26 protein-coding genes and 1 tRNA gene are annotated in these 21,109 nt (G+C 47.8%); 10 read left to right on the forward strand and 17 right to left on the reverse strand.

What is annotated here, in order from left to right:
* Positions 1 to 5: 5 nt before the first annotated feature.
* The 9 genes from THAL_RS02865 to THAL_RS02905 all read right to left on the reverse strand — a co-directional run bounded on the left by THAL_RS02865 (position 6) and on the right by THAL_RS02905 (position 7,118).
* Positions 6 to 284 (reverse strand): FtsB family cell division protein, encoded by a 279-nt coding sequence (locus tag THAL_RS02865; RefSeq protein ID WP_012991615.1) that lies wholly within the window; start codon positions 282 to 284, stop codon positions 6 to 8.
* On the reverse strand, positions 277 to 1,563 hold the full coding sequence (gene eno, locus THAL_RS02870) for a phosphopyruvate hydratase (RefSeq protein ID WP_012991616.1): 1,287 nt from the start codon (positions 1,561 to 1,563) through the stop codon (positions 277 to 279). The genes THAL_RS02865 and eno overlap by 8 nt, the downstream gene beginning before the upstream one ends.
* Positions 1,564 to 1,573: 10 nt before the next feature.
* Positions 1,574 to 2,416, reverse strand: a complete 843-nt coding sequence (locus THAL_RS02875) for a menaquinone biosynthesis family protein (RefSeq protein WP_012991617.1) — start codon at positions 2,414 to 2,416, stop codon at positions 1,574 to 1,576.
* Positions 2,413 to 3,393 carry a UDP-3-O-(3-hydroxymyristoyl)glucosamine N-acyltransferase gene (gene lpxD / locus THAL_RS02880; RefSeq protein ID WP_012991618.1) on the reverse strand — a complete coding sequence of 327 codons (981 nt, stop codon included), beginning with the start codon at positions 3,391 to 3,393 and terminating at the stop codon, positions 2,413 to 2,415. Before lpxD ends, THAL_RS02875 begins: the two co-directional genes overlap by 4 nt.
* On the reverse strand, positions 3,380 to 3,865 hold the full coding sequence (locus THAL_RS02885; protein WP_012991619.1) for an OmpH/Skp family outer membrane protein: 486 nt from the start codon (positions 3,863 to 3,865) through the stop codon (positions 3,380 to 3,382). Before THAL_RS02885 ends, lpxD begins: the two co-directional genes overlap by 14 nt.
* Before the next feature lie 12 nt (positions 3,866 to 3,877).
* Entirely contained in the window at positions 3,878 to 5,116 is a 1,239-nt protein-coding gene (gene clpX / locus THAL_RS02890) for an ATP-dependent Clp protease ATP-binding subunit ClpX (protein WP_012991620.1), read from the reverse strand.
* A gap of 20 nt (positions 5,117 to 5,136) precedes the next feature.
* A complete protein-coding gene (gene clpP / locus THAL_RS02895) occupies positions 5,137 to 5,736 on the reverse strand; it encodes an ATP-dependent Clp endopeptidase proteolytic subunit ClpP (protein ID WP_012991621.1) in 600 nt (199 codons plus the stop codon).
* On the reverse strand, positions 5,720 to 7,015 hold the full coding sequence (gene tig, locus THAL_RS02900) for a trigger factor (RefSeq protein ID WP_012991622.1): 1,296 nt from the start codon (positions 7,013 to 7,015) through the stop codon (positions 5,720 to 5,722). Before tig ends, clpP begins: the two co-directional genes overlap by 17 nt.
* Before the next feature lie 16 nt (positions 7,016 to 7,031).
* A tRNA-Leu gene (locus THAL_RS02905) sits at positions 7,032 to 7,118 on the reverse strand.
* A gap of 20 nt (positions 7,119 to 7,138) precedes the next feature.
* Here THAL_RS02905 and THAL_RS02910 point away from each other — a divergent pair.
* The 4 genes from THAL_RS02910 to THAL_RS02925 are packed head-to-tail and all read left to right on the forward strand — an operon-like array spanning position 7,139 to position 11,572.
* Positions 7,139 to 7,966 carry a peptidyl-prolyl cis-trans isomerase gene (locus tag THAL_RS02910; RefSeq protein WP_012991623.1) on the forward strand — a complete coding sequence of 276 codons (828 nt, stop codon included), beginning with the start codon at positions 7,139 to 7,141 and terminating at the stop codon, positions 7,964 to 7,966.
* Positions 7,909 to 8,760: a SurA N-terminal domain-containing protein gene (locus THAL_RS02915; protein WP_012991624.1), complete on the forward strand. Its 852-nt coding sequence runs from the start codon at positions 7,909 to 7,911 to the stop codon at positions 8,758 to 8,760. Before THAL_RS02910 ends, THAL_RS02915 begins: the two co-directional genes overlap by 58 nt.
* Complete coding sequence (locus tag THAL_RS02920) at positions 8,757 to 9,848, forward strand: glycosyltransferase (RefSeq protein WP_012991625.1); 1,092 nt, start codon at positions 8,757 to 8,759, stop codon at positions 9,846 to 9,848. The genes THAL_RS02915 and THAL_RS02920 overlap by 4 nt, the downstream gene beginning before the upstream one ends.
* Positions 9,845 to 11,572, forward strand: a complete 1,728-nt coding sequence (locus THAL_RS02925; RefSeq protein ID WP_012991626.1) for a sensor histidine kinase — start codon at positions 9,845 to 9,847, stop codon at positions 11,570 to 11,572. Before THAL_RS02920 ends, THAL_RS02925 begins: the two co-directional genes overlap by 4 nt.
* Here THAL_RS02925 and THAL_RS02930 read toward each other — a convergent pair.
* From THAL_RS02930 to THAL_RS02950, 5 genes are read right to left on the reverse strand one after another with little or no spacing between them, the layout of a single operon-like run.
* The gene (locus THAL_RS02930; protein ID WP_012991627.1) at positions 11,542 to 11,982 is read right to left on the reverse strand and encodes a hypothetical protein; all 441 of its coding nucleotides are present in this window, start codon (positions 11,980 to 11,982) and stop codon (positions 11,542 to 11,544) included. The genes THAL_RS02925 and THAL_RS02930 overlap by 31 nt on opposite strands.
* Complete coding sequence (locus THAL_RS02935; RefSeq protein WP_012991628.1) at positions 11,979 to 12,551, reverse strand: hypothetical protein; 573 nt, start codon at positions 12,549 to 12,551, stop codon at positions 11,979 to 11,981. Before THAL_RS02935 ends, THAL_RS02930 begins: the two co-directional genes overlap by 4 nt.
* 13 nt (positions 12,552 to 12,564) lie before the next feature.
* On the reverse strand, positions 12,565 to 12,954 hold the full coding sequence (locus THAL_RS02940; RefSeq protein WP_012991629.1) for a thioredoxin family protein: 390 nt from the start codon (positions 12,952 to 12,954) through the stop codon (positions 12,565 to 12,567).
* Between the two features lie 4 nt (positions 12,955 to 12,958).
* A complete protein-coding gene (locus THAL_RS02945; RefSeq protein WP_012991630.1) occupies positions 12,959 to 13,702 on the reverse strand; it encodes a pseudouridine synthase in 744 nt (247 codons plus the stop codon).
* Positions 13,678 to 14,271, reverse strand: coding sequence for a sulfite oxidase-like oxidoreductase (locus tag THAL_RS02950; RefSeq protein ID WP_012991631.1), 594 nt, complete (start codon positions 14,269 to 14,271; stop codon positions 13,678 to 13,680). Before THAL_RS02950 ends, THAL_RS02945 begins: the two co-directional genes overlap by 25 nt.
* 21 nt (positions 14,272 to 14,292) lie before the next feature.
* Here THAL_RS02950 and rsmA point away from each other — a divergent pair, with 21 nt between their 5' ends.
* The 3 genes from rsmA to THAL_RS02965 are packed head-to-tail and all read left to right on the forward strand — an operon-like array spanning position 14,293 to position 17,633.
* Positions 14,293 to 15,036 carry a 16S rRNA (adenine(1518)-N(6)/adenine(1519)-N(6))-dimethyltransferase RsmA gene (gene rsmA, locus THAL_RS02955; protein ID WP_012991632.1) on the forward strand — a complete coding sequence of 248 codons (744 nt, stop codon included), beginning with the start codon at positions 14,293 to 14,295 and terminating at the stop codon, positions 15,034 to 15,036.
* Positions 15,037 to 15,048: 12 nt separating this feature from the next.
* On the forward strand, positions 15,049 to 16,134 hold the full coding sequence (gene leuB, locus THAL_RS02960; RefSeq protein ID WP_012991633.1) for a 3-isopropylmalate dehydrogenase: 1,086 nt from the start codon (positions 15,049 to 15,051) through the stop codon (positions 16,132 to 16,134).
* The gene (locus THAL_RS02965; protein WP_012991634.1) at positions 16,131 to 17,633 is read left to right on the forward strand and encodes a hypothetical protein; all 1,503 of its coding nucleotides are present in this window, start codon (positions 16,131 to 16,133) and stop codon (positions 17,631 to 17,633) included. Before leuB ends, THAL_RS02965 begins: the two co-directional genes overlap by 4 nt.
* Here the strand turns inward: THAL_RS02965 and THAL_RS02970 are convergent.
* Entirely contained in the window at positions 17,620 to 18,573 is a 954-nt protein-coding gene (locus THAL_RS02970; RefSeq protein ID WP_012991635.1) for an SAM-dependent methyltransferase, read from the reverse strand. The genes THAL_RS02965 and THAL_RS02970 overlap by 14 nt on opposite strands.
* Positions 18,570 to 18,917, reverse strand: coding sequence for a histidine triad nucleotide-binding protein (locus THAL_RS02975; RefSeq protein WP_012991636.1), 348 nt, complete (start codon positions 18,915 to 18,917; stop codon positions 18,570 to 18,572). The genes THAL_RS02970 and THAL_RS02975 overlap by 4 nt, the downstream gene beginning before the upstream one ends.
* An 18-nt stretch (positions 18,918 to 18,935) precedes the next feature.
* Between THAL_RS02975 and THAL_RS02980 the strand changes: the two genes are divergently transcribed.
* The 3 genes from THAL_RS02980 to THAL_RS02990 are packed head-to-tail and all read left to right on the forward strand — an operon-like array spanning position 18,936 to position 20,961.
* The gene (locus THAL_RS02980) at positions 18,936 to 19,337 is read left to right on the forward strand and encodes an arsenate-mycothiol transferase ArsC (protein WP_012991637.1); all 402 of its coding nucleotides are present in this window, start codon (positions 18,936 to 18,938) and stop codon (positions 19,335 to 19,337) included.
* Between the two features lie 48 nt (positions 19,338 to 19,385).
* The gene (locus THAL_RS02985; protein ID WP_012991638.1) at positions 19,386 to 20,315 is read left to right on the forward strand and encodes a LysR family transcriptional regulator; all 930 of its coding nucleotides are present in this window, start codon (positions 19,386 to 19,388) and stop codon (positions 20,313 to 20,315) included.
* Positions 20,293 to 20,961 (forward strand): HAD family hydrolase, encoded by a 669-nt coding sequence (locus tag THAL_RS02990; protein WP_012991639.1) that lies wholly within the window; start codon positions 20,293 to 20,295, stop codon positions 20,959 to 20,961. The genes THAL_RS02985 and THAL_RS02990 overlap by 23 nt, the downstream gene beginning before the upstream one ends.
* On the opposite strand, the gene THAL_RS08290 is transcribed toward THAL_RS02990, so the two are convergent.
* A complete protein-coding gene (locus tag THAL_RS08290) occupies positions 20,906 to 21,103 on the reverse strand; it encodes a Trm112 family protein (RefSeq protein ID WP_012991640.1) in 198 nt (65 codons plus the stop codon). The two genes, THAL_RS02990 and THAL_RS08290, sit on opposite strands and share 56 nt — an antisense overlap.
* Positions 21,104 to 21,109: the final 6 nt, after the last annotated feature.

Genomic DNA, 21,109 nt, shown 5'->3' on the forward strand with positions numbered 1-21,109 from the left:
TTATACTACCTCTCCAAAATAACTATGGTCTCATCCTTCCTTTGCATCCCTAAGGTTTCCCTCAAGAAGCGTTCTATGTAAAAGTCCGGGTTCCTACGCATAGAACTGAGCTGGTTCTCCAGCTGGGAGTTCTCCTCGGCCAGTTTTTTTCTCTTTTCTTCCAGTGCGGTGCGAGCTTTCTCCAACCTGGAAAGTTGTTGTAGGTTGTAAGGTCCAAAAAACAGACCGTATAGGGTAAGGACAATGAGCGCCGAGAGGAAGAGGTAACACACCCCCTTACTCACGGAGAAATCTCCAAAACTCCCCTCTGCCCGTGAAGACAGCGCCACAACCCAAGCTCTCCTCTATCCTGAGAAGCTCGTTATACTTGGCTGTCCTGTCGGTGCGTGAAGCTGAACCTGTTTTTATCTGACCACTACCTGTGGCCACCGCCAAGTGGGCTATGAAGGTGTCCTCTGTTTCACCTGATCTGTGGGACACTATGGTGGAGTAATGGTGGTCTTTGGCATAGGCAACTGTTTGTAGAGTTTCCGACACAGTTCCTATTTGGTTCAGCTTGATGAGGATGGCGTTAGCCACGCCCTTCTTAAAACCTTCCCTGAGGATATTTACGTTGGTGGTAAAAAGGTCATCACCTACCAACTGAACTTTGTTTCCTAGAGCCTGAGTTACAAGCTTCCAACCTTCCCAATCGTCCTCCGCCATAGGATCCTCCAAAGACACTATGGGATACCTCTCCACCAACTTTGAGTAAAACTCACATAGTTCTTCTCGTGACATTACTCTACCTTCCAGATGATAAAGTTCGTCTTCGTAGTAAAACTCGGAAGAGGCACAGTCCAAAGCCAACAGGACATCCTGTCCGGGTACGTAGCCCGCTTTTTCTATGGCCAAAAGAAGGAGGTCCAGCGCTTCCTCTGTGCTTTTGATCTGGGGAGCAAAACCCCCTTCATCTCCCACACAGGTGGAGAGTCCCCTCTCCTTCAGAATGTGTTTCAGCGTATGGAAAACCTCAACGCCCACCCTCAGCGCCTCTGAGAAGGTGGTTCCTCTTACCGGTAGTATCATGAACTCTTGGATGTCAAGGGGATTATCCGCATGAACTCCCCCATTTATAACGTTCATGAGAGGAACAGGTAACTTATTGGCCATAGAGCCACCCAAATATCTGTAGAGGGGCATACCCTTTTCCTGGGCCATCGCTTTGGCCACCGCCATACTCACACCTAAAATAGCGTTTGCTCCCAACCTACTTTTGTTGGGTGTTCCGTCCAACTCTATCAGCACCCTATCTATCTCCCACTGATTATCAGCTTCCAAACCTACCAACTCCTTGGCTATGAGGCCGTTGACGTTATCCACCGCCTTCAGAACACCTTTACCCAGGTAACGGTTCGGGTCATGGTCTCTAAGTTCCAAAGCCTCTCGCTCTCCTGTGGAGGCTCCGCTAGGTACGGTAGCTCTTCCTACCGCACCTGACTCTAAGGTGACCTCCACTTCTACCGTAGGGTTTCCACGAGAGTCCAAAACTTCCCTTGCCTTTATCTTCTTTATGGCGCTCATGAAAACACAATTATAGCACCAGTTCGTCGGAGAATATGACCTCCGGTGGTTTAACGGTTATAATGCCTCTCTCGTAACCTAATTTCAGTAGGAGTCTCACCGCTTCCCTTCCCCTCTCAGTGTAGTCTACAGTGTACTGATTAACATACATGCTTACGAACTTTCTCGTCCTTTCCTTGCTGTGAGAAAGGTCCCTTGCGTAGTTAAGGGCGTACTCCAGAGCAAGATCCTCGTTGTGGAGAGCGAACTCCACGCTTTTCCTCATCAGTTTCTCCAGTTTTTTTATAACCTCCTTTCCCAGATCCTTTCTCACCACATTGCACCCCAAAGGTAACACTAGCCCAGTTTTTTCCTTCCACCACGCGCCCAGATCCACCAACAGCCTCAGGCCTCTGTCCACGTAAGACAGTTGTCCCTCGTGGATTACTAACCCCGCGTCCACCTCACCCCTCTCCACGGCATCTATGACCTTATCGAAGGGGAGAACCACAGGCTGTATGTCAGGCTCATAGAGCTTAAGTACCAGATAGGCGGTGGTGAGAAGGCCAGGAACCGCCACTCTCTTACCTTTTATACTGTTCATATCTTCCTTGGCAACCACTATTGGTCCGTATCCGTCTCCCACACTGCCACCGCTGGGTAAAACAACGTATTTGTCTGCCACATAAGGATACGCGTGGAAGGATATGGCTGATACCTCATAGCTGCCTTTAAGGGCTTCTTCATTGAGGGTTTGAATGTCGGCAAGAACATGTTCTATAACGAGGCCTTCCGTGTCTATGAGGCCACTGGTGAGGGGATAGAACATAAAGGCGTCGTCTGAATCAGGACTGTGAGCTATCCTTATCTTCATCTCTTCCTCTCCCTGAAAAGTTCAGGTAGTTTTGTAATGTAAGCGTACAAACGCTTCCACTTACTCCACTCTATAGCGGGCAGCGCAGCACCGTACACCTTGCCATCCTCTAAGGAAGAACTCACACCCGACTGAGCCGTAACCGTTACGTTGTTTCCTATACGCACGTGATCAGCAACACCTACCTGTCCGGCCAGTATCACCCTCTTACCTGTTACCACGCTCCCTGATATACCCACCTGAGCCACTATCACGTTCTCTTCCCCTATGCTACAGTTATGCCCTATCATCACAAGGTTGTCTATTTTTGTGGATCTGCCTATACGAGTCTCGTCCAGAAGAGCTCTGTCTACTGTGGTGTTAGCTCCTATCTCCACATCGTCCTCTATAACCACACTCCCGATGTGATGGAGCTTGGTTATACCCTCTTTTCCTATATGGTAACCGAAACCGTCGGCTCCTATGACAGCACCCGAATGGATCCTCACCCTCTTACCTATCACCGTTTTGGGATATATATGGACACCGCTGAAGATGACGCTCTCCTCTCCTATGTAACACCCCTCTCCTATGTAGGAGAAGGGGTATACCTTTACACCCCTCTCCAAAACACTACCTCTGCCTATGTACACGAAAGGACCTACGTAAACATCTTCCCCTAAAGAAACACCTTCTTCCACCACCGCCTGAGGAGAGACCCCCACCGGGTGTTTCTCTGGGTAAAAGTGTTGCAAAAAGCGCGCTAGTGCCAGTTTTGTGTCTTCCACCAACACATAATCTGTAGCATACGGGGGTTCTTCCGATAACACTAAGAGTACTTCCTTCAAGCCCTTTACCTTTTCGGCCTCTTTACTGCTATGACAGAAGATAACAGTTCTCTCCCTGGGCTTATCTACAGAAGAAACCCCCAAAAGCTCCTTCAACGGGTTTCCTACCAGTTTCCCACCAGTCACTCTTGCTACATCACTTGCCAACATCCAGTTTCCGTATGACCTCTTCGGTTACATCCATATCAGGAGATCTGTACACAAAAGCTCCACAGTCAAAAACCCCTGCATAACCGTTCTTTTTGGCCATATCCTCAGCAATAAGCCTCACTTTACTAAGAATGTCCCCCTCTAACTTTTCCTTCAGCTCCGTTATCTCCTTCTGAGCTTTCTGCTGAATTTCTATACCCTTGGCCTGCGTCTGTTGGTACTCCTTTATCTTCTGTTCCCTCGCCTGCTGACTTATAGCCCGGCTCTCTATCTGCTTTTTAAGCTCCTCCAGTTTCTTCTCTATCTCATCGAGTTGTCGTTGGTAATCTTGCACTTTGGCCCTTAGCTCCTGCTCTGCCTGTTTTACTGTCTTGGACTCCTGAAGTATCCTGTTGGCATCCACGCACGCAAACTTTTGCTGTGCGTAAACGGCACCACTTAGAACCACCAGACCTGCTAATATCTTCTTCATGCTCACCTCCTTTTATACAGCCTCTTCCATTATATAGGTGGGTTTTACCCTCTCTCTAACGGTTCTTCCATCTACCACCACCTTCTTAACACCCTTCAAAGAAGGCACCTCAAACATGACGTCCGTCATAATCTCCTCCATGATAGCTCTGAGACCCCTCGCACCGGTCTTCCTCCTTATGGCCTCCGCCGCTATCTCTCTTAGAGCCTCTTCGGTGAAGACAAGTTCCACTCCTTCCATGGCGAGTAGTTTTTGATACTGCTTTACCAAAGCGTTTTTGGGCTCCACCAAAATCCTCACAAGGTCTTCCTCTGTAAGCTCGTCCAGAACCGCTATCACCGGCAGTCTTCCTATAAACTCAGGGATCATACCGAAGTGTATCAGGTCGTCGGGTTCCACCAAGTGTAGCACGTTGCCTTCGTAATGGGCTTTCTTTATGGAAGCCTCAAAACCTACCGTAGACTTACCCAAACGCCTTTTTATTATGTCCTCCAAGCCTACAAAGGCTCCCCCACATATGAAGAGGATGTCGGTGGTGTCCACCTGTATGAACTCCTGGTGGGGATGTTTCCTTCCTCCCTGGGGAGGTACGTTGGCCACTGTCCCCTCCAGTATTTTCAGAAGAGCCTGTTGAACACCCTCTCCCGAAACATCCCTCGTTATAGAGGGATTTATACCTGACTTTCTGGCGATCTTATCTATCTCATCTATGTAAACGATACCTTTCTGTGCCGCCTTTACGTCATATCCACAGTTCTGAAGGAGCCTTGTAAGAACGTTCTCCACGTCCTCACCCACGTACCCTGCCTCTGTCAGGCTTGTGGCATCCGCTATAGCGAAAGGCACATCCAATATCTTGGCCAGCGTTCTTGCCAGGAGAGTCTTGCCGGATCCCGTAGGCCCTATGAGGAGTATGTTGCTTTTCTCCACCTCCACATCGTTAAGGTCAAGTCCCATCTCCTTGGCCCTTATCCTCTTGTAGTGGTTGTAAACGGCCACCGAAAGAATCTTCTTGGCCTTCTCTTGACCAATCACATACTGGTCCAGGATCTCTTTTATCTTCTCCGGTGTTGGCAGATCTTCCAGCTTGAACTCTGTGTTACTTCTTTTGTGTTCTCTTACTATAGCGTAACACTTCTCAGCACACTCGTCACATATGTAGGTATTGTCGGCTCCGGCTATGAGAATGGCGGCCTTTTCCTGAGGTTTACCACAGAAGGAACACCTTGCAGAGAATAATCTCCTGTTCATCTTAGTCAAATATAAACCTCTTACTCGCGTTTTTCAATAACTTTGTCCACTATACCGTACTCCATAGCCTCGTAAGCAGACATAAAGTAATCTCGCTCCACATCCTGTTCCACTTTAGACAGAGGTTGTCCCGTGTGTTTCGCTATTATCTCGTTTAGCATATGTTTTATCCTCTTTATCTCCTCTGCGTGGATGATGATGTCCGTCGCTTGTCCCGATATGCCTCCCATAGGTTGGTGTATCATGATGCGAGAGTGAGGCAGGGAATACCTTTTGCCTTTGGCCCCTGCTGCCAGAAGGACCGCTGCCATGGAGGCAGCCTGACCTATACATATGGTCACCACATCAGGTTTTATATACTGCATGGTATCGTATATGGCCATACCGGCGGTAACGGACCCTCCGGGAGAGTTGATGTACATGTATATATCCTTTTCAGGGTCCTGAGCTTCCAAGAAAAGAAGCTGGGCCACTATTAGGTTGGCTACATGGTCATCTATGGGATAACCTAACAAAACTATCCTATCCTGTAGCAGGCGAGAGTAAATGTCGTAAGCACGCTCGCCTCTCGGTGTCTGTTCTATAACTATCGGTACAAGTTGGTTAAGAATTTCCTTCATCTTCCTTTTCCTCCACTTCCTTTATCACCACTTTTGACATTATATCCTCCAGAGCCTTGTTTCTGATGACATCCCTGCGCAAAACTTCCTCAAGACCTCTCTCTTGTAAGAACTTCCTCATCTCATCGGGACTTACACCGGATCTCTTGGCCTGCTCATCTATCTCCTTTTTCAGTTCCTCCTCTGTCACTTCTATCTGCTTCTCCTGAGCGTATCTGTCCAGTATGTACCTAAGTTTTACGTTGGCAGATGCCTGAGGAAGAAGTTCTTCCGCCATCTTCCTCACATCCACATAACGGGTATCTATGCCCATAGCCTCCAGCTGACCGAGCCTCTGTCTCAGGAGGTAGGAGACCTCCCTCATGACCTCCGTCTGAGGAAGATCAAACTGGTGCATCTGGAGAAGTTTTGAAGCTACCGCCTTCATCACCATCTCTCTACGGAGGTCCTCCAGCCGCGCCTTTATTTCTTCTTCCAACTTCTTGAGGGCCTCCTGCCATGTGTCTCCCAGTTTCAGTTCTCTAGCGAAATCGTCGTTAGGTTCAGGCAGTACCTTTTCCTTTACGCCTTTTATCCTTATAGTCATGTCTGCCTTACCCACCATCTTACCTGAGGGATCGTAAACATCTACATCTTCCACACGTACCTCATCACCTTCTTTCTTACCCAGTAGTGATTTTTCTACTTCCTCCCGGAAGATCTTTTGTCCCAGTACGCCCGATGTCTCTCCCTTCACCTTCTCACCTGTTTCCTTATCGGTTATCTCATACTCTATCACCACCAGATCACCTTCCCGTGCCTCTCTCTCCACAGGTTCCCACACAGCGTGCTCTTCCCTCAATCTCTCTATCTGTTCTTGGAGCATCTTCTCTGAGTACTCTACCTTTGGTATCTCTATCTCCATACCTTCTATCTGTGCCAGTTCAAACTGAGGAGGCACCTCAAAGGAGACTCTGTAGGTAAGTCTTCCGGTAAGTTCTTCTAACTTCACCTCTTCCAGGTATATATCTGCCACAGGTTTCAGCTTGCTTTCCTCTATGGCAGCAGAAAGGGTAGCGTCTGCTACCTTCTTGCCTACTTCCTCCTCTATGTAATCTCTGTACCTGGCCCTTATGAGCCACAGAGGTGCTTGCCCCTTTCGGAAACCTTCTATCTGAGCGTTTTCCCGAAGATGTTGGTATACCTCTTCCAAAGCCCTTTTCACTACATCTCCCTCTACCTCTACGCTGAGCGCTTTAAAGAGTCCTTCCCGTTCTTCCACACTGACCTTTATCTGCATTCTCACCTCCTACTTTTGGTGCGGGTGGAGGGAGTCGAACCCTCACGGGGATAACCCCACGGGATCCTAAGTCCCGCGCGTCTGCCAGTTCCGCCACACCCGCTCTGAGTTTAAAATTATACCATGCGAATCCTTTACTTTTTTCTTGTCTTCATCCTTCTGGCACAGGCTCAACCTGTGGCCAGAATAAACGGAGAGCCCATTCAGAGGGAAGACTTTCTGAGAGCCTTCAACGCCTACTGGAGAGAAATAATTCACCTTCCTATAGCACAGGCATCCCGCAAGGACATGGAGGAGTTTCTCATAGAGCTGGTAAGGGGAAAGATAGTGGAGAGAGAGGCAAAAAAGATGGGGCTATCGGTAACATCCAAAGAACTGGACGAATACATAGAGAAAAATGTAGGTTCCAAAAATCTTAGTCCTGTGGTTATTGAACTCTTGAAGGTGGAGGTCCTCACTCAGAAGATAACGGACAGGATAGCACGCCACATAAGAATCACCGACGATCAGATAACCGCTTACTACTATCTTAACTTGAGGGATTTCAAACTTCCTGCACAGGTTCTTCTCAGTAGGTACGTGGCAGAGGATCTCGACACAGCCAACGAACTTTATTACAGGCTGTCTAAGGGATACCTATCTGTGAGCGATCTGAGGGGCGTGAAGGTAGGCCCTCCCATGTGGTACTCAATACAGACCCTGCCGGAGATAGTAAAGAGTCAACTCTACCCTTACGAGGAGGGAAAGGTCACAAAACCTATTCAAACAGAAGCAGGATACTTGATCCTGAGGGTAGTGCGCAGGAGAGGTGGTGGTATACTTCCTTTGGAGGAGGCAAAACCTTTAGTAAGGGAAAAACTCCTTAAGGAAAGAAGACAGGAGGTTTTCAGGAAATGGTTGGAAGAGGTATTGCAAAGTTATCGTGTGGAGTTCTTCTTCTCACGGCTCTGAGCTTCTGGTCCTTTGGCCTCACTCTTTTGGATAGGGTGGTGGCTTCGGTAAACGGGGAACCTATTCTGGAGAGTGAGGTTCTCCTCGGCAAACTCTTTTTCGGTTCCAACGACAGAAAAAAGGTGCTGGATAAGTTGGTGGAAGACATGCTCCTCTATCAGTATGCTCAGAGTAAGGGTATGGGCGTCCCAGATCAGATGGTGGACGCTGCCGTAAATCAGATACTACAGGCCAACAACCTCACCATGGAGGGTCTTGCCAAGGAACTCTCTAAGGACGGTCTCTCTCTGGAAGATCTTAAGAACTTCCTGCGTCGTGAGATACTGGCAACACAGGGAATAACGGCACTTCTTCTCAGGGAGACAAAGGTTCAGGATATTGACGTAGAGTTGGAGAAACTCAAAAGGGGAATGATTAAGGTAAAGAGGGAGATAAGCGTGCTGACAGTGGACAAAGCCAAAGGTAAGAAGCTTTTGGAACTTACGGAGAAAGGCCTTGATCTGGATAAAGTGGCCAGAGATCTTGGACTTCAACCCGAAAGGCTACTGGTCTCTAAGGGAGATCTGGTAGAACCCTTAGATAGGGAGGTTTGGGCCGCTCCCGTAGGGAGTACTGTAGTGGCAGAGGACAAAGACCATATCTATTTGGCGAAGATTTTGGGAGTCAAAGAGGAAACCTCCTCCGTCAACGAGGAGGAACTAAGAGAACAGATACTGCGGAGGAAACTGGAAGAGAAAAGAGAAGAACTTTTGAAAAAACTCAGATCAACGGCAGTGATACGTTACGTACAATGAGGATACTGTCAGTGGTGGACGGTGTGGGTTGGAGTGGTACCAAGTCGCAAGTGTACTTACTGGCTAAGGAACTTCACAGGAGAGGTGTGGACATAACTGTGGCCCTCTCTTACCAGTACACTCTTATGCAGGAAAAACTAAATGCCTGTGGCGTCAAATGGGTTCCCTTTGAAAACCACACACCCTTTAACAGAGTTAACCCCTTCAACTACGTAAGACTGAGAAGTTTGATAAAAGAGGGAGGATACCATGCAGTTATAGCCAACTCACCCCATGCTTTGGACTTTGTGAGGGTATCTTTAGCCCTCTTAAGAAAGAAACCTAAAATGGTGGTGGTAAAGAGATCTTCCAGAAAACCCAACATTTTTTCTTTAAGGTTCAAGTACTCCGCAGCGGATGCTGTGGTGTGTGTGTCCAACATAGTGAAGGAGGAGATGCTCAAGGCGGGATTCCCAGAAGAGAAGCTACACGTTATCTACAGTGCCATAGAAACAGACCGCTTCAGACCCCTGGATGGTGTGAAGAAAACCAAGAGGAAATCGCTGGGAATTCCCCCCGATGCCTTTGTGTTTATAAATGTGGCCAACTGGAACCCACCGGTAAAGGGACAGGATGGACTTATCAGAACCTTTTCTCAGCTGTCCTGTGATAAGTGTTACCTCGTGTTGGTGGGTTACAAAACAGAGGAAGAAGCCAAGAGAGTGGCATCCCTTTACGGCGTAGAGAAGAAGGTGATAGGGTTAGGTTTTAGGGAGGACGTAGAAGAACTTCTCAACATGGCGGATGCCTTTGTCCTCTCCTCCCATCTGGAAGGTCTCCCCAACGCCCTCCTCCAGGCTATGGCATGTGCTCTACCGGTTATATCTTCCTCCACAGGTGGTGCTTTAGAAGTTATACGGGAAGGTGTGAACGGCTTTATATTCCCTGTGGGAGACTGGAATGCATTGCTGAAGAAAATGCGACACCTTCTTTACATGAAAGAAGAAGAAAGAAGGTCCATAGGTACCAGAGCACGGGAAACAGCCCTTGAGTTTTCTGTGGAGAACACCGCTCAAAAATACATAGAATTACTCCAGAAACTAATATGAAACTCTTTTTGACCTTCATCATCTTCATCCTGGTATTTATAGGCATAAACGTAGCCCTTTTGGACAATTTACGAAAGGTTTGGACCGTTGGCTACCCCATACTCCTTTTGGTTATAAACTTGGATCTTTTGGTTCTCTTTGTAACGTTCGCTATCTTCTTTAGAAAGTTTATAAAAACCTACCTTCATACTTCCAGAGGTTTAAGACGCAAGCTTTCTAACCTACTTTTTCTCTACCTTTTCCTTCCCATTCTTTTTCTTAACGTGGCTAGTATAGTCCTTCTCGTTCAGTCCACGAAGACCTTGGTGAGCTCTCAGCTTAAGGACGTAAGCCAGAGGGCACAGGACCTACAGCAGGAAATCCTAAAAAGAGAGAGCTATAAGATAGAACTTTACAGAAGTTTCTTTAAGTATTTGGTGGAGAAAGGTGAAGATCCGCGAAGGTACGTAGGTGGTCTCAGGGAGGTAATGGGTATACAGATAGACCCAGGTTGTAAGGAGGAGGTACGTGAGGAAGAGATCTTCCTCTGTGTAGGTGGGTACCGTGTGGTTCTGAAGAGGGACAGAACCCTCTTGAGCACCGCCGAGGGTATAGCGGTTATCTCCCAGCAACTCAGAAACATGGTAAAGTCCCGAGACATAATCAGCGGTGTGTACGTTTACTTTATTGTCCTCATCACCTTCATAACCCTCTTGTCTACCGTGTGGTTGGGTCAGCTGTTGGCCAGGCACATAAGTGCCCCCTTAGAGATACTAGCAGAGAAATCTAGAGAGCTAGCGGAAGGGAACTTTAGCGTGCATCTTCCTCCTGTAAAAACAGGGGACGAGTTGGAAGAGTTATACACAGCTTTTTCCAGAATGCAGAACCAACTGAAAACCTTTTACGAGAACCTGCAGCGGGAAAAGGAGGTTCTTTCTATCCTCATAGAGAAGTTACCGGTGGGTGTAGTTTTTGTGGACAGAGAGGGAAGGGTAGTAGAGAATGACGCTTTCAGAAGGTTAAAAGAGGAAGGTCTTGAAAGCCCAGGAATTCTACATAAGATAGTAAAGCTGGACATAGGAGAGGTACATATCTACGAAGACACAAGGCCGGTTGTTTTGGCAGAACGTTTCAAGACGTGGCAAGACACCGTCAAGAGAATAGCCCACGAGATAAAGAATCCTCTTACTCCCATAAGCCTGAACTTGGAAATGCTTTTACGAATGGCGCAGAAAGGTGAAGTGTGCAAAGAAGATATGGAGGGGCTACTTAAGATAATGCTGGAAGAGGTAGAGAGAATAAAGGGAGTTGTGAGACACTTGAGAGACCTCCATTACGAGAGGGAGCCTCAGATAGAGACGGTGGATCTCAGGAAGTTATTGGAAGAGCTGGCGCGTCTCTACAGGGATGTTACCGTAGAAGTGAAGGGAGACAAAGTGGTAAAGGCAGATAGATCTATGCTGAAGGACCTTTTCCTTAATCTTCTCAACAACAGTCTGGAATGGGGTGCCACCCACGTGAAGATACACCTTCATAAGGACAGGCTTGAGTACACCGACAACGGCAGAGGTGTTCCTAAAGGAAAAGAAGAGGAGGTATTTCTACCTTACAGATCGGGAAGCGGTGAGGGTATGGGACTAGGTCTGTACATAGTGAGACAGATAGCCCACCTCCACGGGTGGGATGTCCGTCTTGTTCCCGAGGAGAAAGGATTTCACTTGGTAGTAGAGTTCAGATCCATCTGAGGTAGTATCTGGAGGAGGCGTATTATGTTCTGTTCCCATATAGTGTCAAGAACATCCTCCACAGCCTTTTCTTGGTCCTGTAATGAAAGAGCTTTGAAGCTTTCCGATTTTACACCCTTCTCGTGAAGGAGAAGTGGTATAAGGAGTTTCCCCAACACGTAGAAAACAAACATGAGCTCCTTATCGGAAAGATGAGGAAAGCCGTTAAAGTGACGGTAAGTTTTAAGAGCGGCCCAATCGGCCCAATGTTTCACCTCAGGGTCCTCCGTCCTCTGTTTTACACCTCCCACGTACATACATTCCAGAGCCCTGAGAAACCTATCTTGAAAGGGTGGTAACTCCTCACACTCCTTAAGGTAGCGATCCCTCCACTCTATGTATCTAATAAACTCTGCATAGGGATACTTCAACCCGTCTCCTCCGAGCGTTCGTACTCAGGGCATTGTAAAGAGGTAAGATCCACATGAGGTATCTCTTCCTGTACGTCGTTGTGGTATCCACACACGAAACACTGGATGACCACAGCGTATCCTTTGTGCTGGTGTCCTATGTCCCAACCACATAATGGACATTCTCCTTCTCCCGCTTTCAGAAGATCAAGAAGCCGGTTGCCGTTTTTGAGAGAGTCCCTTATGCTCTTCACCCTCAGGATAGCTCTTTTTATATCATCTGTGTTCCACTCTGCACCGCAGTCAAGACACCGGTACTCAGAGTAGCTTCCCTCTTGTATCAGCTTGAGTACGTTGGAAGAACCACACCTGTTGTCTAAGCACACTTCCCCTATCAGTTTTCTGCCGAGAAGATCCAGTATGTTCCTGAAATCCTCCTTCCTGAGGTTCATAGGTACGTCGTAGGCTCTGTAGCCACAACACTGACAATGGGCCTCCACACGTGGGTAAGGATCGTCGTACTCACACACCTTAAGGGCTATCCTTTTACAGTGGGGACAAAGCTCTAAATGAGTTAAGCACACCACCATGGCTTATCACCTCTCAACAGTTGTTGGTTTTCATCATATCCTTTATCTTCTCCGCCTTTTGAACACCTACCAACACCTTTATTATCCTTCCCCTCTTTACCAGCAGGGTGGTAGGTGTCGCCATTACACCCAGCGCCTTGGCTCTTTCGTGGCCTTCCGGTGAAAAAACATCTACCCGAACCACCTTCCAGTTTTTCTCCAGCTCCTCTATCTCCTTCTCCATCCTTTTGCAGGCACCACATCTTTCTGAAAAGAAATACACGATACCCTCCTCCAGCTCTTTCACTCGCTCTCCCACCATCTTCTTACCCCTCCACACTACGTACACTTTGAAAGCCAACGCCAAAAAGGTAACTATCAGCAGAATGAAAAACACACCCTTTAAGATGCCTTCCCATACCATGACTCTAATTTAACATACCAACCGCTTTTTTAAGCTCCGTTACTTCCTGTAATGTCAGATCTCTCCACTTACCCGGGGACAGTTTCCCCAACCTTATGGGACCTATGGCAATCCTTATAAGTCTAAGTACCTTATGACCAAAGTGGGCACAGTAACGCTTTACTATGTGCTTCCTACCTATGGTGAAGGTTATCTGTAACCAAGTGTTCTCGCCTTCGTATCTTAAGAACTTAACGTCCTGTGGTTTGGCAAAACCGTCTAATAGCTGGGCACCTTCCAACATCCTCTTTAAGGTGGCCTGTTCAACCTTTCCCCTTACGAGGACCTTATATACTTTTGGTAATTTGTAACGGGGATGGAGTATCCTGTTGGCCAGCTCACCGTCGTTGGTGAGGATCAATAGACCCTCAGCGTTGTAATCCAACCTCCCCGCAGGGAACACCCTTTCCGGTATACCCTTGAGAAGTTCATCGAGAGGCTTTTTGTCACCCACACCTCTCCCTATGGCGGTTAAATAGCAGCACGGTTTGTAGAGGGCTATGTAACGCTTCCGGGGAGGCTTCAGCACTTTTCCATCCACCTCCACGGTATCCCTATGAGGGTCTATCTTGTATCCCAACTCCCTAACTACGAGGCCGTTCACCTTGACTCTACCCTCTTTGATGAGCTGGTCCGCTTTCCTACGGGATGTTACCCCGCACATGGAGAGATACTTGTTTAATCTCACCAGTAACGTTCCTCCTTCCATGGATCTCCCCTCATGTGGTACCCTCTCTGTTCCCAAAAACCGGGTGTGTCTTCTTGGAGTATCTCTATACCCCACACATACTTGGCGCTCTTCCAGGCATAGAGAGACGGGATAACCAGGCGCAGCGGAAAACCATGTCTCTTAGGGAGTGGCTTACCTCCCAATTTGTAAGCTAAGATGCTGTCCTCCATAAGCAGATATTCTACCGGTACGTTGGTGGTGTATCCCTCAAGACAGTGTATAAGGGCGTATCTACCCTCAGGTTTAAGCTTTGCCATGCTAAGGATGAGGGCTGTCGGAACACCTTCCCACAGAAGATCTTTCACACTCCACCTTGTGACACAGTGAAAATCAGCCAAAAGCTCTACAGATGGTAGCCGGAGGATATCTTCATAGCTTAGTTCTATTGGTTCCTCCACAAGACCCCAGACTTTCAAACGGTAGGAGGACATATCCCAGTCTGGAACTTCATCCACTATGTCGTAGGGAATAAGAGAAGAAATCCACCTTTGACCGGGTGGTAGTCGGTCCTCTCTTTCCCTACAAGGACTTACGATCCTCCTCTTCATGGTTCTATTAAATTTAAGGGAATGCGCCTAAAAAAGCAGTATGGTCAGCATTTACTGGTCTCTACAGGTGTATTGAAAAAGATAGTGGAGGAGCTTGGGGTGGAGGAGGGAGATAAAGTGGTGGAGATAGGTCCCGGGACAGGAAACCTCACCCTCTTACTGCTTCAGACACCTCTGGCAGAGCTTCACGCCATAGAGCTAGACCCTGATATGCTTAAAATTCTGCAACGTGTAGAGGACAAGAGACTACAGCTTCACCATGCCGATGCCTCACGTTTTCCTCTCTGTTCTCTAGGTGAGAATCTTAAAGTGGTGGGTAACCTTCCTTACAACGTAGCCAGTCTAATCGTGGAAAACACCGTACTTCACCATAGGTGTATCCCTTTGGCTCTCTACATGGTACAGAAAGAGGTGGGAGAGAAGCTTCAGGAAGGTGCCTCTTGGCTTTCCTTCTTCGTACGTACCTTCTATGACGTGTTTTACATCATGAGTGTTCCTCCCCAGTTCTTTAGGCCACCGCCTAAGGTGAACTCAGCCCTCGTAAAATTGGTACGCAAGGATACACTTCCCCAGCTTGATCTTTTTGAGTACAAGAAGTTCCTCGACATCCTCTTCTCTCACCGTAGAAAGGCTCTTAAGAACAAGCTGGAAAGCTCTATCTTAGAGAAGGTGGGCGTTGACCCTATGCTGCGCGTAGAACAGCTTGATCTTAACACTGTCCTCAGGTTGTTTGCTGTTTGGCTTGACAGTAAAAAGGCGCTGTAAGATAATGTAAACATGGCGTTGTTTAAGATAGCGGTACTGGAGGGAGATGGTATAGGTCCTGAGGTGGTTTCAGCAGCCCTAAAGGTGCTTTACCGTATAGGAGAACTGGCGGGACACCATTTTGAAACAGAGAAAGGCCTCATCGGTGGCTCCGCCATAGATGAGAAGGGAACACCCCTTCCTGAGGAAACCATAAAGCTCTGTCTTGAAGCCGATGCGGTTCTACTGGGTGCTGTAGGTGGCCCTAAGTGGGACCATCTTCCCACCGAGGAACGTCCTGAGAGGGGTCTTTTGGGTATAAGGAAGGCTCTGGACCTCTACGCCAACCTGAGGCCTGCCAAGGTTTATGAACCTCTCATAGAGGCCTCTCCCCTCAAAAGGGAGGTGGTGAGAGGCACAGACATGGTAGTGGTGAGGGAGCTTACGGGAGATGTGTATTACGGAGAGCCGAGAGGTATATTCACTCAAGATGGTAAGAGAGTAGGTATAAACACCATGCGCTACACAGAAGATGAGATAAGGAGGGTTGTGAGAAAAGCCTTTCAGATAGCCAACCTAAGGCGTAAAAAGCTTACCAGTGTAGACAAATCCAACGTTCTGGAGGTGAGCGCTCTTTGGAGACAGATAGTGGAAGAAGAGAGCAAGAACTTCCCGGAAGTAGAACTGGAGCACCTCTACGTAGATAACTGTGCTATGCAGATAGTGCGCAGACCCAGTTCCTTTGACGTGATAGTAACGGGTAACATATTTGGCGATATACTCTCCGATGAAGCGGCCGTTATAACGGGTAGTCTCGGTATGTTGCCTTCCGCCAGTTTGGGAGATAGGTACGCCCTTTACGAGCCTGTTCACGGCTCCGCACCGGACATAGCCGGTAAAGGAGTGGCAAATCCTATCGCCACCATTTTATCGGTGGCTCTCATGCTAAGATACTCTTTTGGACTCATCAGGGAAGCTGACCTGTTGGAGAGAGCTGTAGAAGTCACCTTAGAGAAGGGGTACCGTACACCCGATATATACACGGAAGGCACCATCAAGGTAGGTACAGAGGGAATGACGCAGGCTGTGATACAAACTTTGGAGGAGCTTTGGTCATGATACTTTTGGTGGCCACTTTTTTAGTGTTGAGTCTCACCGCCTTTGCTGACTGGAAGGACGATCTTAGGGCTTTCTTTCAGAGAAGTGGTTATGTGGTAGGTGTGAGAAACAACGAGGTTCTTTTGGACATGGGTAAACAGTCGGTGAGAGAAGGGGAGGAGCTTAAGGTTTTGAGGGAAGGAGGAGAGATAAAGCACCCGGTAACAGGTCAGGTTTTGGGAAGGGAGGAGACGGTTGTAGCCGTAGTGAGGGTGGTGTCCGTCAAGGAAAACTACTCGGTGGCCAAAGTGGAAAAGGGTAGAGACATAAAGGTGGGAGACAGGGTAAAGGTAGACGCACAAGCCGTGTGTTACGAAGGATCGGAGGAAGGTTTCTTTAAGGTGAGCGGTGTACTGGAAAATGTAAAAAGAGGGAAAGACTGTCGCTACGTCATCAAAGAGTTTCCAAATGGTTTCGGTGTCGAACTGGAGGGTAGACCTATAGCCTTCTTCCAGTCCCAAGGTACCCAGATCCTCCAACCTCGGGCCACTATTCAAGATATAAACATCCTTGTTAGAAGTAAGTACGTGAAACAGCTACCGGGTATACCTATCTCTGCCGATACTGGAGATCTATACGGTAACGGCAAAGACAACTTGGTGGTTTTGTATCAGGGGCGTCTAGAGGTTTACGAAATGGCAAAGAACGACCTTATTAGGAGATCTTCCTTCTCTCTTCCTGCAGGTACAGCGGTGAGTATTTATGTGGCTCCTCTCGGAAAGGAAAAGACAGCTTATGTAATAGTGAACATGATATCGGGAGGGAAAGCCAGTTCCCTCATCCTTAAGGCGGTGGGAGACAGTCTCATACCTGTGGTGAAGGACATCCCTTACCTGATGGCTGTCTTAGACAAAAACAGACCGACGGAGACTTTTGTAGGACAGAGCTTTAGCTCTGATGAGATGTGGGGTAAGGTGGTGAAACTATCCTTGGAAGGTGGCGTTCTGAAGGAAGCGGGGAACTTTCCTGCTCCTAGAGGTTTTAGGATAGATGGCGCCTTTTATTACGGACATTACCTTTTGTTCACCGACAGCTCCGGTAGGGTAAGGGTCTTTGACGGTGACAACGAGGTTTTCTCTACAGAGGACATAGCGGGGGGTTCTTACAGCTATGTGGAGCTCAACATAGGTGAGTCTAAACTCAACTTCCTCTTCTATCCTAGGGGTGTTGTTGCTAAGGTGTTAGACTTCAATGTAGCCCTTGTGCCTCGCAACGTGAGGAGTGAGGTGTTCAAGTTCTTAGATGTGGTTAAGTTCTCGCGAGGTGAGCTCTTCCTCCTGGGAGAAAAGGGTAAGGACCTGATAGTGATGAAGAGTCTAAGGGGCGGAAACTGGGAGGAGGCCATACAGGCGGTGGTTACCACAAGGGACGGAAGAGTTTTTGTGCTCACCGGACGTACGGGAACCATACCTGTCCAGAACAGAGGAGATGTGTACGAACTGGAGTTTAGACTCCTTTAGCCTGTAGTAGAACCCAGAAGCGATCACCCATACTGATAAGCATAGTCTTAAGGCGTGAGAGTCTCTCTATATCTTCCGGCTTCTCTGACATACTCAATCCGGTAAGCTCATCTACAAAGCTCTGTGACTCTAAAAGAAAGTGGCGCTGTTTCTTTAAAAAGACTGTCCTCAACCCGTACTCCTCTCCCCACTCCACAAGAGCGGAGAAGTTCACCATGGCGGACAGATCCATAAGATCTTCACTGAAGATGTCGTAATACACCCTTCCCTCTTTGTAACCCACCACAGTGCCTTCCGGGTACCTGTGTAGGTCTTGGGAAGTGTAGCCGTAATCTATCGTGAGGATGTAACCCCTCTTCATAGAGTCCGCTATCCTCTTAAGGAGATCAATGCATTCAAGACACACCTCCACCACCGTTTTGATGTTCTCATAACCCATACGTCTCAGAAACTGCTTTACTCTCTCATCACAGGGAAGCCACACTTTCTCCTTATCCTTCAGGTAGAGTTCTTTTCCTTCCTTCACCACATGTACGGGAAGGCAGTCAAAGAACTCGTTGGATATCACAACAGCCTCTTCGGGTATCTCAAGCCTGTCTAACCACATCACCTTATCCCTGTACTCTTGGAGAACCTTACCCTGAAACTCCCTCAGGAGAGGACTTGTCTCGTATATCCTGTAGGATAATCTCTCGTAAAGGGTCGGTTTCCTCTCCGCCACAAACTGAAGAATGTCCTTGGCCATCAGACCCCTTCCCGCGCCCAGCTCCACCACGTTAGGAGTGGAGATACTTTCCAGAAGAGGTATTATTTTCTCCGCCAGAGCAAAACCAAAGATTCTATCCAGTTCAGGCGCTGTGAAAAAATCCCTCCCGATACCTGCGCGTTCTCTGTAGTAGAGCTCCACCTTCTCCTTCATAAACTGATAGAAACTTTTCATCCTGGGGGCCAGTTCATAGATCTCCCCCCTATGAGATGCAGGTGTAGATGGAAAACGGTTTGTCCCGCATCCTTACCTACGTTGAACACCAACCGGTACCCTCCCGACAGCCCCTCTTGTTCTGCTATCTTCTTAGCCACGTAAAACATATGTCCCACCAAACACTCGTCCTCCTGCTGGAGCTCTTGTACACCCAGTATGTGCTTCTTGGGAATTATGAGAATATGGGTGGGGGCCACGGGGTTTATGTCCCTGAAGGCGTATACAAGCTCGTCCTCGTATACTCCCGTAGAGGGCAGCTCTCTCCTCAAAATTTTACAGAAGATACAATCTTTCACCTGCATAACATTATTATATTCTGCATGAAGTTGGCCTTCGTTTCCACAAAAGGTGTTGTCAGAGGTGCTATGGCTAAAGCTATAACCAGTAAAATGGCACGTCTTGCTCTTCTTTCTATGGACATATACCTGGCCGGAACAGAACCTGCGGAAGAAGTTCCTCCCAAGGTTCTGCAAGTACTCAAAGAGAAGGAGTATCCGACGGAGAACCTTGTCCCCATACCTATCTCTCAACTTCCCTACGATGATCTGGATATACTCATCACCCTATCACCGGAAGCCAGGGATAGGTGTCCTTACAGCCCTGCCCACAAGAGGAGGGAACATTGGGTGATAGAGGAGGCCAGCCCGGAAGATGTTACAGAACTGAGAAAACTGAGAGATAAGTTAGAAACCGCCGTGAAGGAGTTGTTGAAGATAAAATAAGATAAACTTAAATCCCCATAAGAGGGTGTTATATTTATATAAGAGGCTATGATAGATATCACCAAGCTAAAGACCTTTGTAGCTGTAGCGGATTTGGGTAGTTTCTCCAAGGCATCCGAGATACTCTACATAACCCAGCCGGCAGTGACCCAGCAGATAAAGGCGTTGGAAAAAATGGTAGGTGCCAAGCTCTTCCAGAGACAGGGTGGAAGGATAGTGTTGACAGAAGAAGGAAAAAGGATATACGAACTGGCAAAAGCGCTACTGAGCGATTACGAAAACCTCATGGAGGAAATGGCCAACATAAAGAAGGAGTTTAAAGAATCCCTTTTCATCGGAATAAGCACCACCCTAAGCGAGTATAAAGTTCCCGAACTTATAGCAGAGTTTCACTCCCAGATGCCCAGTATAACCATAAGAGTTTTTGTGGAAAACTCTCAGCAGATAGAGGAGGGACTGTCCTCCGGTGTGCTGAACTTAGGAATAATAGAGAGGGAACCCTCCGAGAAGTTTAACTCCATAAGGTGGTTTGTGGACGAAGTGGTTTTCTTCACTCACCCACAACATCCCTTCGCCCGTATGGGAAGCATAGAACCTGAGATGCTCTACGAAGCTGACATCATATTCCGTGAGTCCAGTTCAGGAACGCGCCGGGTGGTAAAACAAGCTCTGGAGAGGTTGGGGATAGTTTTTGAACGCCTTAACATAAAGATAGAGGTGAACTGTGGCAGATCAATACTGAGTATGGTGAAGAGTGGTTACGGCTGTAGTTTCTTATCGAGGGGTCTTCTGGAGAAAGATCTGGAAGAGGGTAGCATAGTGGAGGTGCCCATAAAGGGGTTCAAGGCAGAGCGCTGGTACTACATAATATACCCTCAAGGTGGAAAACTATCCTTTTTAGCTAACCGTTTTATGAGATTTCTCCTTTCCAAGGAAAAACAGGAGTTGGTGAAAGATGAGGAAAGGATTGATCTTTGACGTAGACGGTGTGCTGGTGGATGTATCAGAGTCTTATCACCACGCCATAAAGATGACAGCGGAGTATTTTCTGGGAAAAGAGGTAGATCTGGAGGTAGTACGTAAAATAAAGTTTGAGAAGGGGATCAACAACGATTGGCTGGCCACCAAGGAAGTTCTCCTGCACTTTGGCATGGACGTAGATCTTGAAAGGATAATAGATAAGTTCAACGAAATATACAGGCTGTTGAGGGACAGGGAGAGACCTATCTTGCCCAGGGATACTCTGGAACGTTTTAAGGCAGAGGGTTTTCCTCTGGCCATTCTGACTGGCAGACCAAGGGAGGATCTGCGTTACTTTATGGAACGTTTCGGTATGGAGGATCTCTTTGATGTGGTGATTGACGATGATGAACTCCATCCGGATCTTAAAAAGCCACACCCTTACGCCCTCCATTACTGTCTGGAGCTCATGGATGTAGATGGAGCTGTCTACGTGGGTGACAGTTTGGCAGATTACACCATGGTGAGGGACTACAGGAGGTTGTATGAAAAACCCGTTCTGTACATCCACTTTGGGGACAGAGTAGTTCCTGCCAACCAGCGTGTGGTCAAAACTCCTGCTGAGCTGGAGGAAGCTCTGAGAGAGGCTTTGCTTCTTCTATGAGGAGAACCGGTATGTCATCCTCCACGGGATAGTAAACACCACACCTTTCACACACAAGTATGCTCTTGTCCCTGATGTATATGAGGTCTCCCTTGCATCTTGGACACGCCAATATGTTTAACAGTTCTTCCGGCAGAGCCATCTCTGT

The sequence above is a fragment of the Thermocrinis albus DSM 14484 genome (assembly GCF_000025605.1).
Classification (GTDB): domain Bacteria; phylum Aquificota; class Aquificia; order Aquificales; family Aquificaceae; genus Thermocrinis; species Thermocrinis albus.